This window comes from Caballeronia sp. LZ003 (assembly GCF_031451465.1).
Taxonomy (GTDB): domain Bacteria; phylum Pseudomonadota; class Gammaproteobacteria; order Burkholderiales; family Burkholderiaceae; genus Caballeronia.
Map to the genome: position 1 here is coordinate 1,343,245 of NZ_JARUXJ010000001.1, position 15,169 is coordinate 1,358,413.

Here is a 15,169-nt window from a genome sequence, read left to right on the forward strand (position 1 = left end):
CGCAATGAACCAGTTTGCCATCCTGTTTGGAGAGCGTTTTACCAACGCACGCGGGTGACTCCGCTAACCGCCTCGCACACAAAAATGCGGACAGGTTCGGTGGCATGCAAAAGACCGTATGCCATCCGAAGGCCTGCAGGACGCAAGACGCAAAGCCTTAGAACCGCGAGCGCAGCAAGCGAAGCATGCAGAGGACTGTATGCCGGCCGACTGCATCTAAAGGACCAAATGCCGGATGCCAGCGGGCGGCATGCAAACACCGCATGCCAACCGAAGGCATGCAAAACGCGAGATGCAAAGCGTCGAAACCGCGAGCGAAGCAATCGAAGCAATCGAAGCATGCAAAAGACCATACGCCTTCGGATGGCATGCAAAAGACCGCATCCCATCCGAAGGCATGCAAGATGCAAGATGCAAGATGCAAAGCCTTAGAACCGCAGCAAGCCAGAAGCAGCAAGGAGAACCGCAATGCGCATCAAACTGATCAACCCCAACACCACCCAGCGCATGACCGACGCCATGGGCCGCTGCGCCCGCGAAGTCGCCGCGCCCGGCACGGAGATCATCGCGGTAAGTCCGACGATGGGCCCGCCTTCCATCGAAGGCTATTACGACGAAGCCGTCGCCTCGCTCGGACTTTTCGCCGAAGTGGAAGCGGGTGAGCGGCAGGGTATCGACGGCTATGTGATCGCCTGCTTCGGCGACCCCGCGCTGTATGCAGCACGCGAACTTGCGCGCGGCCCGGTGATCGGTATCGCGGAAGCCGCCATGCATGCCGCGAGCGTGATCGCACCGGGCTTCTCGGTCGTGACGACGTTGCAGCGCACCTGCGGCATGGCCTGGCATCTTGCGGAGCGATACGGCATGACACGCTTCTGCAAGAACGTGCGCGCCACCGATGTCGCCGTGCTCGAACTCGACGAGCCCGGTTCGGCCGCGCGCCAGACGATCATCGAAGAATGCCGGCGCGCACTCGACGAAGACGGCTCGGACGCCATCGTTCTCGGCTGCGCGGGCATGGCCGAGTTCTGCCGCGAAGTCGAGGATGCGATCGGCGCACCGGTCGTGGAAGGCGTGACGGCGGCCGTGAAATGGGCGGAAGCGCTCGTCGCGCTCAAGCTCCATACGGCCAAACGCGGCGACTTTGCCCGCCCGCTCACCAAGCGCTACGACGGCGTGTTGTCGGATTTCAGCCCGCGCTGATGGCAAAAACGCCGATCTACATACACCTGCCGTGACCCGGATTATCTGCGCCGCTGTATGGGCGCGTCCGGGGCTTTTCGTTACACTGAAACACCGCAGAATCGTTGATTCGACGCATTTTTTGCCCATCGACACTATCCCTCGCCATGTCACACGATCCGAACTACCCCCGCGACCTGATCGGCTACGGCCGCCATCCCGTGCAGGCGAACTGGCCGGGGCGCGCGCGCGTCGCCGTGCAGTTCGTGCTCAATTACGAGGAAGGCGGCGAAAACTGCGTGTTGCATGGCGATCCGGGCTCGGAGCAGTTTCTGTCGGAAATCGTGGGCGCGGCAGCTTATCCGTCGCGTCACATGAGCATGGAGTCGATCTACGAATACGGCTCGCGCGCAGGCGTGTGGCGCATTCTGCGCGAATTCGAAAAGCGCGGGTTGCCGCTCACCATCTTCGGCGTCGGCATGGCCATGGAGCGGCATCCGGAGCTTTCCAGGGCTTTCGTCGAGTTGGGGCATGAGATTGCCTGCCACGGCTATCGCTGGATTCACTATCAGGACATGTCGCCCGAGCGCGAAGCCGAGCACATGCGCCTCGGCATGGAAGCCATCGAGCGTGTCACCGGCGTGCGTCCGCTCGGCTGGTACACGGGCCGCGATAGCCCGAACACGCATCGGCTGGTGGCGGAATACGGCGGCTTTCTCTACGACTCGGACTATTACGGCGACGACCTCCCGTTCTGGACCGAAGTCGAGGTCACGGGCGGCGAGAAGAAGCCGCATCTGATCGTGCCGTACACGCTCGATACCAACGACATGCGCTTCGCCACGCCGCAAGGCTTCAATACGGGCGAACACTTTTTCACGTATCTGCGCGATGCCTTCGACGTTCTGTACGAAGAGGGCGACGAAGCGCCGAAGATGCTTTCCATCGGCATGCACTGCCGGCTGCTCGGACGCCCGGGGCGCTTCCGCGGCCTGCAGAAGTTTCTCGATCACATCGAGAAACACGACCGCGTGTGGGTCTCGCGGCGGGTCGATATCGCGAAGCACTGGCGCGAGCATCATCCTCATCAACAAGCAAACGGGACGGCGGCATGAAGGCGATGCAATACACACTCGACCAACTCAACTCCATGCCCGCCGACACTTTCGTGACGGTGCTCGCAGGCATCTTCGAACATTCGCCGTGGGTCGCGGAAATCGCGGCGGCAAAGCGCCCGTTCGCGGACATCGACAGCCTGCACGCGACCATGTCGCAAGCCGTCGAAACGGCGGGCGAGGAGAAGCAGCTCGCGCTCATCAACGCTCACCCGGAACTCGCGGGCAAGGCGGCGGTGCGCGGAGAACTGACGGCAGAATCCACGCGCGAGCAAAGCGGCGCGGGTCTCGATCTCTGCACGCAGGAAGAGTTCGACCGCCTGCAGTCGCTGAACCAGCAGTACGGTCAGAAGTTCGGCTTTCCGTTCATTCTCGCCGTGAGGGGTTACGACCGCCACGGCATCATCGCGAACTTCGAAAAGCGTGTGCAGCACGAGCGCGCCGAGGAGCTTCGCGCAAGTCTCGATCAGATTTACCGGATCGCGCGTTTCAGGCTAGACGACCTGATCCAGCACTGATCCGCATTTCACCGTAAAGACAAGGACGAAGACAATGGCAATTCCGACACTCGATCCCAACGCGCCCGAATTCACGCGCCGTTATGTGAATCTCGCGGACCCGCGTCTGGGCGCGCAGGCATTGGAGGCGAGCGACGATTTCTTCGCGCCGAAAGAACGCATGCTGAACCCCGAGCCCGCCGTGTTCATCCCCGGCAAGTTCGACGATCACGGCAAGTGGATGGACGGCTGGGAAACGCGCCGCAAGCGCACGACCGGCTACGACTGGTGCGTGGTCAAGCTCGCGCGTCCGGGCGTGATCAAGGGCATCGATCTGGATACGAGCCACTTTACGGGCAACTTCCCGCCGGCGGCATCGATTGAAGGCGCGCATGTCACGGACGGTGCGCCGAATCAGTCGACCCAATGGACCGAAATCGTGCCGTCGACGACCTTGCAGGGCAATAGCCATCACTATCTGGATGTGGCCGTCGAGCAGCCGTTCACGCATTTGCGCGTGAATGTCTATCCGGATGGCGGCATCGCGCGATTGCGTGTTTATGGTCAGCCGCAACTCGACTGGCGCAACGCGGATCGCAATCAGTTGTTCGATCTGGCCGCGATGGAAAACGGCGCGTATCTCGTCGGCACGAACAACCAGCATTTCGGGCTCGCTTCCACGTTGCTGATGCCCGGCCGCGGCGTCAACATGGGCGACGGCTGGGAAACGCGCCGCCGCCGCGAACCTGGCAACGACTGGTGTATCGTCGCGCTGGCGCAGCCTGGCATCATCAAGAAAGTCGAAGTGGATACCGCGCACTTCAAGGGCAATTTTCCGGATCGCTGCTCGCTGCAGGCAGCCAACGTGAAGGGCGGCACGGACAGCTCGCTCGTCACGCAAGCGATGTTCTGGCCGGTCCTTCTCGGCGAGCAAAAGCTTGCGATGGACAAGCAGCATTTCTTCGAATCGGAGCTCGCGGCGCTCGGCCCCGTGACGCACGTGCGCTTCAATATTTTCCCGGACGGCGGCGTATCGCGTCTGCGTCTTTTCGGAACGCTTGCATGATGAAGAAGCTCGCTATCGAACCGTTGACGCGCGCTGCGTTCGAGCCTTTCGGCGATGTCATCGAACTCGATGGCGCGAAAGAGATTCCGATCAACCTCGGCACGACGATCCGGTTTCACGATCTGTGCCGCGTCGATGTGACGGATGAAGGCGGCCATACGCTCGTCAATCTGTTTCGCGGGCAGCCGCGCACGCTGCCTTTCGAAGTGAAGATGATGGAACGGCATCCGCTGGGCAGCCAGGCATTCCTGCCGCTCGACGACCGCACGTATCTCGTCGTCGTCGCGCCGGCGGGCGAGCTGGACGAATCGAAGATTCGCGCGTTCGTCACGAAGGGCTGGCAAGGCGTGAACTATGCGAAGGGCGTCTGGCATCATCCGCTGCTCGCGCTCGACAAGGTCAGCGATTTCATCGTCGTCGATCGCGGCGGGGAAGGGCGCAATCTCAACGAGCAGGACCTGAAGGAATCGCTCTGGCTGACCGCTGAGGCCATGCGGTAACGCATTCGTGCGTTCAGTCGGAGCAAGAAGACCGGTGCCCTTGACCGGTCTTTTTTTTCGCGCGGCGCCCGGCGGGACTAAGATATACGCCCCGACACCGACACGCACGAAAAGCGAGAACCACGCATGATCGATCTACGTAGCGACACCGTCACCCGTCCGAGCCAGCCGATGCTCGCCGCCATGGCCGCCGCCGAAACCGGCGACGACGTCTGGGGCGACGATCCCACCGTGCTCAAGCTTCAGGCCACGCTCGCCGAGCGCACCGGCAAGGAAGCGGGCCTGTTCTTTCCCAGCGGCACGCAAAGCAACCTCGCCGCGCTGATGGCGCATTGCGCGCGCGGCGACGAATACATCGTCGGCCAGATGGCGCACACGTACAAGTACGAAGGCGGTGGCGCGGCCGTGCTCGGCAGCATTCAGCCGCAGCCTATCGAGAACGCGCCCGATGGTTCGTTGCCGCTCGAAAAGATCATCGCCGCGATCAAACCCATCGACGATCACTTTGCTCGCTCGCGTCTCTTTGCGCTCGAAAACACCATCGGCGGAAAAGTGCTGCCGGCGGAATACGTGCTGGCCGCGACCCGGCTCGTGCGCGAACGCGGACTCGCCACGCATCTCGATGGCGCGCGCGTCTTCAATGCAGCGGTGGCATCGGGCAAGCCGGTGGGCGAACTTGCGGCACCGTTCGATTCCGTGTCCATCTGCTGCTCGAAGGGACTTGGCGCGCCGGTCGGCTCCGTGCTGGTGGGAAGCCGTGCGTTGATCGAAGTGGCGCATCGCTGGCGCAAGGTGCTGGGCGGCGGCATGCGGCAGGCGGGCGTGATCGCGGCGGCATGTCTTTATGCGCTCGATCATCATGTCGAAGCGCTCGCCGAAGATCACGACAACGCCGCGCGTCTCGCTGAAGGGTTGAAGCAGATCGATGGCATCGGCATTCAGTCGCATGCCACGAACATGGTGTTCGCACGCATCCCGGAGGCGCATTGCGCGCCGCTGGAGGCGTATCTAAAGGAACGCGGCATCCTTACGCAGATGCTCTATGCGTCGCGCTTCGTGACGCATCGGGATGTGTCGCGCGAGGACATCGACACGTTCATCGGCGCGGTGAAGGATTACTTCGCGGCGCATTGAGCGTGAGATCGCGCGGCGGGGCAAGTGGGTCAGGCGCCGGCCGCGCGGTGCGCGTGAGACTAGCGACACGCATGCGACGAAGTGCAACGCTCACTTGCCGCCGGTGACATCGAGAAACGTGCCGGTGATGAACGAAGCCTCGGCGCTTGCCAGCCATAGAATCGCCCGCGCGACCTCATCGGGCTGACCGCCGCGTCCCATCGGAATCGAGTCTTTCACGCGGTCCACTCGTCCTGGTTCGCCACCGCTGGCATGCATGTCCGTGTAAATGTGCCCAGGGCGGATGCAGTTGACGCGTATGCCATCGCGCGCGACTTCCTTGGCAAAACCGGTCGTGAAGGTTTCGATGGCGCCCTTCGACGCCGCATAGTCGACGTACTCATTCGGGCTGCCGAGCCGGGCCGAAGCCGACGAGATGTTGATCACCACGCCGCCGCGTCCATTGTGCCGGTAGGACATGCGCTTCACCGCCTGCTGCGCGCAGAGAATAGGGCCGATGGAGTTGACCGCGAAGATGCGCTGCATCCGCTCGAAGTCCAGATCTTCCAGGCGCGACTGGCGCGCGAGCATTGCGGCGTTGTTGACCAGCACATCGATGCGGCCGAACTCGCGGTCGATCGCCGCAAAGAGCCGAGCGACCTGCTCGGGGTCTGCACTATCGGCGCGCACGGCCAACGCTCCGCGGCCGAGCGCTTCGACATCGGCCGCGACCGCGAGCGCGGCGGATTCGTTCGACACGAAGCTGATCGCCACATCGTAGCCGTGCGCGGCAGCGAGACGCGCAGTCGCCGCGCCTACGCCACGGCTTCCACCCGTAATCAAAATCACAGGCGCCTGGGTGATGTCAGCCATTTAGCGAACCTTCAAAGTGGTGGTGGACTCGGACCAAAGACGATTGCGGCACGATCGCGACCGCGAAAACAGACGCAAGATTAACCACGCGCCGAAGCTATGGCAAAGCAGATTAAATGCCGGTCCGAGTTAGAAAAACTCTTTCGACGAAAGGCATCTCTTGGGTCGCGCGAGGGGAGTGGATATGTTCAAGCGCCCGCGGCAAGTCGTCACCAAAACAAATAGCCCAATCGAAGCGAATCGATCGGGCTATTTCTCGACAACGAAGAGCGGGGCGATAGCGTTACTGCACCGCGCCTCCGTCGAACCACGCAGCGATCTTCTGCCGTTCCGCGTCCGTCATCTGCGTGACGTTGCCAAGCGGCATCGCCTTTAGCGTGACCGCCTGCTGATGCACGCGCTGCGCGTTCTGCTTGATCTCCGCCGATGTATCGAGCAGGACGCCGGCGGGCGCGCTGCCCATCATGGTCGGATGCGCGGAGTGGCACGTCGCGCAACGCTGCTGGATGATCGGCTGGATATCGGCGACCTTGAGCGTTGGTGCGCCTGCGGCTTGCGCCACGGGAATCGTCGGCGAAGGCATGGTCCACGCAAACGCGCCGAGCACCAGCACGAGACCCGCGACCGGCATGTACCAGAGCACCTGACCACGGTGACGCATCACGAAGAACTGACGGATCAACGCGCCCGCCAGCATGATGAGCACGAGCAGAACCCAGTTGAACTTGTGCGTGTAGGTCATCGCGTAGTGATTCGACAGCATCGCGAACACCACGGGCAACGTGAAATACGTGTTGTGCACCGAGCGCTGCTTGCCGCGCTTGCCGTAAATGGCGTTGGGCGTTTCGCCCTTGAGCATCGCGGCGACCATCTTGCGCTGGCCCGGAATGATGACGAAGAACACGTTCGCCGACATGATCGTCGCGAGCATCGCTCCCGTGATCAGATACGCGGCGCGCCCCGCGAACACGTGACACGCGACGAACGCGGCAACCAGCACATAGATGCCGACGCAGATACCGAGCAGCCGATCGTTGTTGCCGAAGACGCGGCACAGCGTGTCATAGACGATCCAACCGGCCATCAGGAAACCGAGCGCGGCCGAGACTGCCACGACCGGTCCCATGTCGAGCACGTTCTTGTCGATGAGATACGTGCTCGGCGAAAGCAGATACAAGACGAAGAACAAGCCGAAGCCGGACATCCACGTGGTGTAGGACGGCCAGAACGACCAATGCAGATTCTCCGGCATGTCTTGCGGCGCGACCGAGTACTTCTGCATGTGGTAGAAACCGCCGCCGTGCACGTGCCAGAAGTCGCCGAACACGCCGCGTCGGCGGGCGTTGGGGTCTTGCGGCGGTTTGAGACTGTTGTCGAGCGCCACGAAGTAAAACGACTCGCCGATCCACGCGATCGCGACGATGACGTGCAGACAACGCAACGCCAGATTGAGCCAGTCGGTGACAAAGCCTTCCATTTACTCCTCCACTACCGAATCGTTATGCGCACATCGTCAGCGTGTCTGGGGACGAACGCGATGTGCTGGTGTGTTCCGTTGTGTTCTGTTCAACGCTCGCTTGGGGCTCGGCTTCGCGCTCAGCTGCCGCGATACGTGCTGTAGGCCCACGGCGAGACGAGCAGCGGCACGTGATAGTGCGAGTCTGCATCCGCGATACCGAAGCGCAGCACCACGCGATCGACGAAGCGCGGTTCGGGCACCGTGACGCCGAACGCGGCGAAGTAATCGCCTGCATGAAAGACGAGTTCGTATTCGCCCGTGACGAGTTCGGCGCCTTCGAGCAGCGGGGCGTCGCAGCGGCCGTCGTCGTTGGTGAGGGTGGTTTTGATGGCGCGCCGCGTGTCGTTCGTGAGCGCGAAGAGCTCGACTTTGATGTTCGCGCCGGGACGTCCGTGCGCGGTGTCGAGGACGTGGGTAGTGAGCTTGCCCATTCGCATGTTCCTTGAGTTGTGCGATGACCGGCTCGCGCATCGATCCGAAAAACCCGCACCGTGGACTCAGTCCGAGGTGCGGCGGCGGCGGATCGAGGCTCCACGTCAGTGGCTACATACCCGTCGGCGTTTCAGATGCGCGCCGTGATCAGCATTGTAGAAATTTGAGACGCGCTGTGCGGCCCCGATAAGAAAGATAATGCCCGGCGCATGACAGCGGCGCGTAAGCTTGGTTCTTCTTCACGAGACGCCCGCGCCGCGCTTCCACACGGCTATCGGGCGATGCTAACCGCGCCAAAATTCGCGAATATATTGCGGGCCTGAAGACGACTATGCCGGCTGTGCCATTGCCGCGATATTTTTGGCTGCGGAAAGTGGCGATGCGCGCTTATCATGCCGCGTCCCGAAGACGGCGTCGAAGCTGGGTAACCGGGGCTTTACACACGGTCCAGTTACTTTTTCGATTCCAACTTCGGAGGCAAACAGATGCAAGCGAAAACCCGCAGTCTGCTAGTGAAGAACGCGCGAATGCTCGTCACGATGGACGAGACGCGCCGCGAGATCGCCGATGGCGGTTTGTATATCGAAGGCAATCGCATCGTCGCGGTTGGCCCGACGAGCGAATTGCCGCAAACCGCCGACGACGTGCTCGACATGCGCGGTCATCTCGTGATTCCCGGCCTCGTCAATACGCATCACCACATGTATCAGAGCCTGACGCGCGCCATTCCCGCCGCGCAGAACGCCGAGCTGTTCGGCTGGCTCACGAATCTGTACAAGATCTGGGCGCATCTCACGCCCGAGATGATCGGCGTGTCGACGCAGACCGCGATGGCCGAACTCATGCTCTCGGGTTGCACCACATCGAGCGATCATCTGTATATCTATCCGAATGGCAGCCGGCTCGACGACAGCATCGAGGCGGCGCGCGAAATCGGCATGCGTTTTCATGCGGCGCGCGGCAGCATGAGCGTCGGTCAGAAAGACGGCGGTTTGCCGCCGGATTCGGTCGTCGAAAAGGAAGATGCCATTCTGAAGGACTCGCAGCGCCTGATCGAAACGTATCACGATGAAGGCCGCTACGCGATGCTGCGGGTGGTCGTCGCGCCTTGCTCGCCGTTTTCGGTGAGCCGCGAGTTGATGCGCGATTCGGCGCTGCTGGCGCGCGAATACGGCGTGTCGTTGCACACGCATCTCGCGGAGAACGTGAACGACGTGGCGTACAGCCGCGAGAAGTTCGGCATGACGCCCGCCGAATACGCGGAAGACCTGGGCTGGGTCGGTCACGACGTATGGCATGCGCACTGCGTTCAGCTCGACAAGCCGGGCATCGAGCTCTTTGCGCGCACGGGAACGGGTGTCGCGCACTGTCCGTGCTCGAACATGCGTCTCGCGTCGGGCATTGCGCCGATTCGCGCGATGCGTGACGCGGGCGTGCCCGTGGGTTTGGGCGTGGATGGCTCGGCATCGAACGATGGCGCGCAGATGGTCGGCGAAGTGCGGCAGGCGTTGCTGCTGCAACGCGTCGGCTTCGGCCCTGACGCTATGACCGCGCGCGAAGCGCTGGAAATCGCGACGCTCGGCGGCGCGAAGGTGCTCAATCGCGACGACATCGGCGCGCTGGCGCCGGGCATGGCGGCCGATTTCGTATCGTTCGACCTGTCGCAGCCGGCGTTCGCGGGCGCGCTGCACGATCCGGTGGCGGCGCTCGTGTTCTGCGCGCCGTCGCAGGTATCGACGAGCGTGATCGACGGGAAAATCGTAGTGAAGGAAGGGCGCCTGACGACGCTGGATCTGGGCGCCGTGGTGGAGCGGCATAACCGGCTCGCGGGTGAACTGGTGAGCCACGGATAGGCGTTAGAGACGCGGGAAGGCGGTTCGGAATGCGCCGGGATGGCGCGTTCCGAGCCGCGAGAACCGTTTTCAAGGCTGATCGATAAGCGAGCGCGTTGCTTCCGCGACGAGACCGCGCAGCCACCGAACCTCATCGGAGTAATGACAGCGCTCGTGCCACAACTGGTAGTACTGCATGGGCGGAAAGTCGAGCGGCGCCGGCACGACGGCAAGCGGCAGGAACCTCGCGTAATGATCGGCGAAGAGGCGGGTAGTCGTGAAGACGAGATCCGACTTGATCAGCACGTAAGGCGCGAGATTGAAGTAAGGCAGCGTGACCACGACATGACGCTTGAGCCGCTCGCGCGCCAGATGCACGTCGATCGCCCCGCGCTGCCCGACCGAATAAGGCGTGGGCGCAAGATGCGGCGCGTTGAGATATTGATCGAGCGTGAGACCGCCGCGCTTGGCGAACGGATGTTGATTGCTGACGAGACACACGATCTTGTCGACGAACAGATTCGACAGATGCAATTGCTCCGGCGGTTCGGGCCAGTTGCCGACGACGATATCGAGCTTGCCGTCTTCCAGCGCGAGTTCGTAATCGAACGCGGGTCCGAGCGAATGGAATTCGAGCGTTGCATTGGGCGCGGCCTGCCGAAAGCGCTCGACAACCGTCGGCACGAACAGAACGTTCAGATAGTCGGGACAGCCGATGCGATAACACCGCACCGACGTGGAAGGGTCGAAATTATGCTGCTGCACCTTGATTCGCTCGATCTCGCGCAAGGCATTCTGCGTGGGTTCGAGCAAGCGTAGACCGTATTCGGTGGGCACCATCCCGGACTTGCCGCGCACGAGCAGCGGATCTCCGGTGATGTCGCGCAGACGCCTGAGCGCCGCGCTGATGGCAGGTTGCGACTGATTGAGCTTGACGGCCGCACGGGTGACGCTGCGTTCCATCAGCAAAGTGTGCAAGACGCGCAATAAGTATGTATCGATCGCCTCGCGCTGCTGACTCATGTTATCTCCGCTATAGCCAGTATATGTTCTGGCTGATCGTTCGTAGGGTGTTGCATATCATTTTTAATATGACGGAGAGATTACGTCAAGGTGTGGCTTACCCGCAAAGACTGGGAGAGCGGCGCATTGCATCGAATTTTGAGAGATCGACTTCGTGTCGCGAATTCTGTAAATTCTGCCCGCGGTATGGTTTGATGCGACACCTTTGTGTCACAAGACCCGTCTGCGGTCCTTTTCTTCCAGCTCGGCCTGCCGGTGGCCGGGCGCACTCCGTGAACTCATGGGCAACGCCATCACCCCTACGGATACGCCACCGCGCCTGGCGCTATCCGGCATCAGCAAGCAGTACCCGTCCGTCAAGGCCAACGACGGCGTGAACCTCATCGTGAAGCCAGGCGAGATTCACGCGGTGCTCGGCGAGAACGGCGCGGGCAAGTCCACGCTGATGAAAATCATCTATGGCGCGGTGCGTCCGGATGAAGGCGAGATTCGCTGGCAGGGCGAAGTCGTCGAAATCGGCAGTCCGGCGGCGGCGCGCAAGCTCGGCATCGGCATGGTGTTCCAGCACTTCTCGCTGTTCGAGACGCTGACCGTTGGCGAAAACATCGCGCTCGCGCTCGACGACAAGTTCGACATGAAAGCGCTGTCCAAGCGTATTCGCGATGTGTCGGCGGACTACGGGCTCGATGTCGATCCGCAACGTCACGTTCACAGTCTCACCGTCGGCGAACGTCAGCGCGTGGAGATCGTGCGCTGTCTTCTGCAGAACCCGCGCTTGCTCATCATGGACGAGCCGACTTCGGTGCTGACGCCGCAAGCGGTCAAGAAGCTCTTCACCGTGTTGCGACGGCTCGCGGCGGAAGGGTGCAGCATTCTCTACATCAGTCACAAGCTCGACGAAATTCGCGCGCTCTGCGAGAACGCCACCGTGATGCGCGGCGGCCGCGTGACCGGCAATGTCGATCCGCGCAACGAAACGGATGCCTCGCTCGCGCAATTGATGGTCGGCCATTCGCTGCCGGATTATCAGCGTCGCCAACACACGCCGGGCGATGTCCGGCTCGCGGTGAAGAACCTTTCGGTGGCGAGTCCCGATCCGTTCGGCACGTCGCTCGAAAACGTCTCCTTTGTCGTGCAGGCGGGCGAGATTTTCGGGATCGCGGGCGTGTCGGGGAACGGTCAGGCGGAATTGCTCGCGTCGCTCTCGGGCGAGATTCGCGATTCCCATGTCGCAACGGACGCCGTGTCGATCTGTGGCACGCCAGCCGCGCGGCTGTCCGCGGGCGCGCGGCGGCGTCTGGGCTTTGCGTTCGTGCCGGAAGAGCGGCTCGGGCGCGGCGCGGTTCCGGCCATGTCGCTTGCCGAGAATGGCTTGCTCACCGCGCACCGCCAGAGCATGGTGCGCGGCGGCTGGGTCAACTCGCGCGCGGTCAAGAGCTTTGCCGATCGCTGCATCAAGGCCTTCGACGTGCGTTGCGGCGGCAGCGGCGCGTTCGCGCAAAGTCTGTCGGGCGGCAATTTGCAGAAGTTCATCGTCGGCCGCGAGATTCTTCAGGAGCCGAAGGTGCTCGTCGTCGCCCAGCCGACCTGGGGCGTCGATGTCGGCGCGGCGGGCTTCATCCGCCAGCAGTTGCTCGATCTCGCGGCGCGCGGCGTCGCCATTCTCGTGATCTCCGAGGAACTGGAAGAACTGTTCGACATCTGCGACCGGCTCGCCGTGATCGCGCGCGGCAAGCTGTCGCCGGTGCGCAAGACGCGCGAAACCAACGCGGAGGAAGTCGGCCTGTTCATGGCCGGACTGTTCGACGGAAAGCGCGCGCCCGCAGCCGAACTCGACTCATTGAGCAAGTAAAGATGATCTTCCCTTATCGACTCGAAGCGCGCCCGACACCGTCGCGCGCCATGCAGCTCGCCGTGCCCGTGGTCGCCGCGGTGGCGACGCTCGTCATCGGCTTCCTGATTTTCAGTCTCGTCGGGCAGGACCCGCTGCGCGCGATGCACGCGTTCTTCGTCGAACCGCTTTCGAACGTGAACGGCTGGTCGGAGCTCGTGCTGAAGGCGTCGCCCTTGTGCCTGATCGGGCTCGGGCTTGCGGTCGGTTATCGCGCGAACGTGTGGAATATCGGCGCGGAAGGGCAGATGCTTCTCGGCGGCATCGTCGCGGGCGGCATCGCCATCCATGTCGGCGATACCTCCGGCTGGTGGACGCTGCCCTTGATGATGCTCGGCGGCGTCGTGGGCGGCATGCTCTGGGCGGCGATTCCCGCGCTGCTCAAGAGCCGCTTCAACACCAACGAGATTCTGACGAGCCTCATGCTCACCTACGTCGCCACGCAGTTGCTGATCTATCTCGTGAGCGGCCCGTGGCGCGACCCCGAAGGCATGAACTTCCCCATCTCGGCGATGTTCGGCGACGACGCGCTCTTCCCGCGTCTCTACGGCGACTGGCACTGGACGTGGCTCAAGGGCACGCGTATCAACGCGTCGGTGTTTCTCACGGCCATCGCGGTGCCGCTCGTGTGGGTTTTCATGCGCAAGAGTTTCGCGGGCTTTCGCATGAACGTGGGCGGTCTTGCGCCGCTCGCCGCGCGCTACGCCGGTTTCTCGGACAAGAAGACCATCTGGACCTCGCTCCTGCTCTCGGGCGGCCTCGCCGGGCTCGCGGGCATGGGCGAAGTGGCCGGGCCTATCGGGCAATTGCAGGCGGGCTGGTCGCCGGGATACGGCTTCACGGCGATCATCGTCGTGTTCGTGGGACGGCTGCATCCGGTGGGCATCGTGCTCGCAAGTCTCCTGATGGCGCTGCTCTACCTCGGCGGCGAAGCGGTGCAGACCTCGCTGCAACTGCCGCAGGCGCTTGCGGGTGTCTTCCAGGGCTTGCTGCTCTTTTGCCTCCTCGGTTGCGACCTGTTCGTCAATTACCGCATCCGGCGCCGCGCGATCGCGCATCACGCTTCCTGACGAGACCTACGACATGGATATCAATCAAGCCAGCAATCTCGCCTCGAGCGCGGTCGTCGCGGCCATTCCGCTGATGTTCGCGGGCGCGGGCGAACTCGTCGCGGAAAAGTCCGGCGTGCTCAATCTGGGCGTCGAGGGAATGATGCTGATGGGCGCCGTCACCGGCTACGCGGTGACATCGATCACGGGTAATCCGTGGCTCGGCATCGTCGCGTCGATTTTCGCGGGCATCGCGATGGCGCTGCTGTTCGGCTTTCTCACCATCACCATGCTTGCGAATCAAGTCGCCACCGGCCTTTCGCTGACGATCTTCGGCATCGGCTTTTCGGCCTACGTGGGCAAGCCGTACACGTCGGCGGCAGTGCGCGCGAGCATCGACGTGATGCCGATTCCGGGTCTTGCCAGCATTCCCGTGCTCGGCCCGGCTATCTTCTCGCTTACGCCGCTCGGCTATCTTGCGTTCATCATGTTTGGCGTGATCGGCTGGTTTCTTTACAAGACGCGTGCGGGGCTCGTGCTGCGCTCGGTCGGCGAATCGCCTTCGGTCGCGCACTCGGTGGGCTTTCCCGTGGTCGGCGTGCGCTACGGCGCAACGCTCTTCGGCGGCGCGATGGCCGGTATCGCGGGCGGCTATTACTCCATCGTCTATTTGCACGTCTGGCAGGAGCAGCTCACGTCCGGACGCGGCTGGATTGCACTCGCGCTCGTCGTGTTCGCCACGTGGCGGCCAGGGCGTCTTTTGATCGGCGCGCTCTTGTTCGGCGCCGTGATGGCGCTGCAGTTCTACGCGCAGGCCATCGGCGTGCCGGTGCCGACGCAGTTTCTCGCGATGCTGCCGTATATCGCGACCATCGTCGTGCTGGTGCTGATCTCGCGCAATCCGAACACCATCAAGCTGAACGCGCCCGCATCGCTTGGCAAGCCGTTCTTCGCGGCAAGCTGAACGTGGATTTGGCAACGCGCGCGCGGTTCTCCGCTGTTGCAGGGAGGCAGCACGCGCGCCGTCAGACGGTTCCGTTGCGATTTTTTTCCGACGAAACTGGCGCACGTCGTTTT

General features: G+C 62.7%; 14 protein-coding genes. 10 read left to right on the plus strand and 4 right to left on the minus strand.

The genetic code is table 11. The features are described 5' to 3' along the window. Positions 1–468: 468 nt before the first annotated feature. The 6 genes from QCE79_RS05805 to ltaE all read left to right on the plus strand — a co-directional run bounded on the left by QCE79_RS05805 (position 469) and on the right by ltaE (position 5,494). Positions 469–1,203 (plus strand): aspartate/glutamate racemase family protein, encoded by a 735-nt coding sequence (locus tag QCE79_RS05805; protein WP_309842606.1) that lies wholly within the window; start codon positions 469–471, stop codon positions 1,201–1,203. 146 nt (positions 1,204–1,349) lie between these two features. Then, the gene (gene puuE, locus QCE79_RS05810) at positions 1,350–2,297 is read left to right on the plus strand and encodes an allantoinase PuuE (protein ID WP_244825301.1); all 948 of its coding nucleotides are present in this window, start codon (positions 1,350–1,352) and stop codon (positions 2,295–2,297) included. Beyond that, the gene (gene uraD, locus QCE79_RS05815; RefSeq protein WP_250464918.1) at positions 2,294–2,815 is read left to right on the plus strand and encodes a 2-oxo-4-hydroxy-4-carboxy-5-ureidoimidazoline decarboxylase; all 522 of its coding nucleotides are present in this window, start codon (positions 2,294–2,296) and stop codon (positions 2,813–2,815) included. The genes puuE and uraD overlap by 4 nt, the downstream gene beginning before the upstream one ends. 34 nt (positions 2,816–2,849) lie before the next feature. After that, positions 2,850–3,860 carry an allantoicase gene (gene alc, locus QCE79_RS05820; protein WP_244825299.1) on the plus strand — a complete coding sequence of 337 codons (1,011 nt, stop codon included), beginning with the start codon at positions 2,850–2,852 and terminating at the stop codon, positions 3,858–3,860. Continuing rightward, positions 3,860–4,360 (plus strand): ureidoglycolate lyase, encoded by a 501-nt coding sequence (locus QCE79_RS05825; protein WP_244828042.1) that lies wholly within the window; start codon positions 3,860–3,862, stop codon positions 4,358–4,360. Before alc ends, QCE79_RS05825 begins: the two co-directional genes overlap by 1 nt. Positions 4,361–4,486: 126 nt before the next feature. Then, complete coding sequence (ltaE, locus tag QCE79_RS05830; RefSeq protein ID WP_250525885.1) at positions 4,487–5,494, plus strand: low-specificity L-threonine aldolase; 1,008 nt, start codon at positions 4,487–4,489, stop codon at positions 5,492–5,494. 90 nt (positions 5,495–5,584) lie between these two features. On the opposite strand, the gene QCE79_RS05835 is transcribed toward ltaE, so the two are convergent. The 3 genes from QCE79_RS05835 to uraH form a co-directional block, all read right to left on the minus strand. Next, positions 5,585–6,346, minus strand: a complete 762-nt coding sequence (locus QCE79_RS05835; protein ID WP_309842613.1) for an SDR family oxidoreductase — start codon at positions 6,344–6,346, stop codon at positions 5,585–5,587. A 283-nt stretch (positions 6,347–6,629) separates the two neighbouring features. Further along, positions 6,630–7,823 (minus strand): urate hydroxylase PuuD, encoded by a 1,194-nt coding sequence (locus QCE79_RS05840; protein WP_244825296.1) that lies wholly within the window; start codon positions 7,821–7,823, stop codon positions 6,630–6,632. A 119-nt stretch (positions 7,824–7,942) separates the two neighbouring features. Beyond that, on the minus strand, positions 7,943–8,296 hold the full coding sequence (gene uraH, locus QCE79_RS05845; protein ID WP_244825295.1) for a hydroxyisourate hydrolase: 354 nt from the start codon (positions 8,294–8,296) through the stop codon (positions 7,943–7,945). A gap of 486 nt (positions 8,297–8,782) precedes the next feature. Between uraH and QCE79_RS05850 the strand changes: the two genes are divergently transcribed. After that, positions 8,783–10,150 (plus strand): 8-oxoguanine deaminase, encoded by a 1,368-nt coding sequence (locus tag QCE79_RS05850; protein WP_309842617.1) that lies wholly within the window; start codon positions 8,783–8,785, stop codon positions 10,148–10,150. A gap of 69 nt (positions 10,151–10,219) precedes the next feature. On the opposite strand, the gene QCE79_RS05855 is transcribed toward QCE79_RS05850, so the two are convergent. Then, positions 10,220–11,152: a LysR substrate-binding domain-containing protein gene (locus QCE79_RS05855; RefSeq protein ID WP_244825293.1), complete on the minus strand. Its 933-nt coding sequence runs from the start codon at positions 11,150–11,152 to the stop codon at positions 10,220–10,222. Between the two features lie 280 nt (positions 11,153–11,432). Between QCE79_RS05855 and QCE79_RS05860 the strand changes: the two genes are divergently transcribed. From QCE79_RS05860 to QCE79_RS05870, 3 genes are read left to right on the plus strand one after another with little or no spacing between them, the layout of a single operon-like run. Beyond that, the gene (locus QCE79_RS05860; RefSeq protein WP_250509068.1) at positions 11,433–13,004 is read left to right on the plus strand and encodes an ABC transporter ATP-binding protein; all 1,572 of its coding nucleotides are present in this window, start codon (positions 11,433–11,435) and stop codon (positions 13,002–13,004) included. 2 nt (positions 13,005–13,006) lie between these two features. Beyond that, the gene (locus QCE79_RS05865; RefSeq protein WP_244825291.1) at positions 13,007–14,113 is read left to right on the plus strand and encodes an ABC transporter permease; all 1,107 of its coding nucleotides are present in this window, start codon (positions 13,007–13,009) and stop codon (positions 14,111–14,113) included. A 13-nt stretch (positions 14,114–14,126) separates the two neighbouring features. Then, complete coding sequence (locus tag QCE79_RS05870; protein WP_244825290.1) at positions 14,127–15,056, plus strand: ABC transporter permease; 930 nt, start codon at positions 14,127–14,129, stop codon at positions 15,054–15,056. Positions 15,057–15,169 lie beyond the last annotated feature (113 nt).

What these genes read in the sequence shown, in the direction of transcription:
- uraH (WP_244825295.1), bottom strand. Translation starts at nt 8,296, where the DNA reads ATGGGCAAGCTCACTACCCACGTCCTCGACACCGCGCACGGACGTCCC.
- QCE79_RS05860 (WP_250509068.1), top strand. Translation starts at nt 11,433, where the DNA reads ATGGGCAACGCCATCACCCCTACGGATACGCCACCGCGCCTGGCGCTA.
- uraD (WP_250464918.1), top strand. Translation starts at nt 2,294, where the DNA reads ATGAAGGCGATGCAATACACACTCGACCAACTCAACTCCATGCCCGCC.
- ltaE (WP_250525885.1), top strand. Translation starts at nt 4,487, where the DNA reads ATGATCGATCTACGTAGCGACACCGTCACCCGTCCGAGCCAGCCGATG.
- QCE79_RS05840 (WP_244825296.1), bottom strand. Translation starts at nt 7,823, where the DNA reads ATGGAAGGCTTTGTCACCGACTGGCTCAATCTGGCGTTGCGTTGTCTG.
- QCE79_RS05855 (WP_244825293.1), bottom strand. Translation starts at nt 11,152, where the DNA reads ATGAGTCAGCAGCGCGAGGCGATCGATACATACTTATTGCGCGTCTTG.
- QCE79_RS05805 (WP_309842606.1), top strand. Translation starts at nt 469, where the DNA reads ATGCGCATCAAACTGATCAACCCCAACACCACCCAGCGCATGACCGAC.
- QCE79_RS05850 (WP_309842617.1), top strand. Translation starts at nt 8,783, where the DNA reads ATGCAAGCGAAAACCCGCAGTCTGCTAGTGAAGAACGCGCGAATGCTC.
- puuE (WP_244825301.1), top strand. Translation starts at nt 1,350, where the DNA reads ATGTCACACGATCCGAACTACCCCCGCGACCTGATCGGCTACGGCCGC.
- alc (WP_244825299.1), top strand. Translation starts at nt 2,850, where the DNA reads ATGGCAATTCCGACACTCGATCCCAACGCGCCCGAATTCACGCGCCGT.
- QCE79_RS05870 (WP_244825290.1), top strand. Translation starts at nt 14,127, where the DNA reads ATGGATATCAATCAAGCCAGCAATCTCGCCTCGAGCGCGGTCGTCGCG.
- QCE79_RS05825 (WP_244828042.1), top strand. Translation starts at nt 3,860, where the DNA reads ATGAAGAAGCTCGCTATCGAACCGTTGACGCGCGCTGCGTTCGAGCCT.
- QCE79_RS05865 (WP_244825291.1), top strand. Translation starts at nt 13,007, where the DNA reads ATGATCTTCCCTTATCGACTCGAAGCGCGCCCGACACCGTCGCGCGCC.
- QCE79_RS05835 (WP_309842613.1), bottom strand. Translation starts at nt 6,346, where the DNA reads ATGGCTGACATCACCCAGGCGCCTGTGATTTTGATTACGGGTGGAAGC.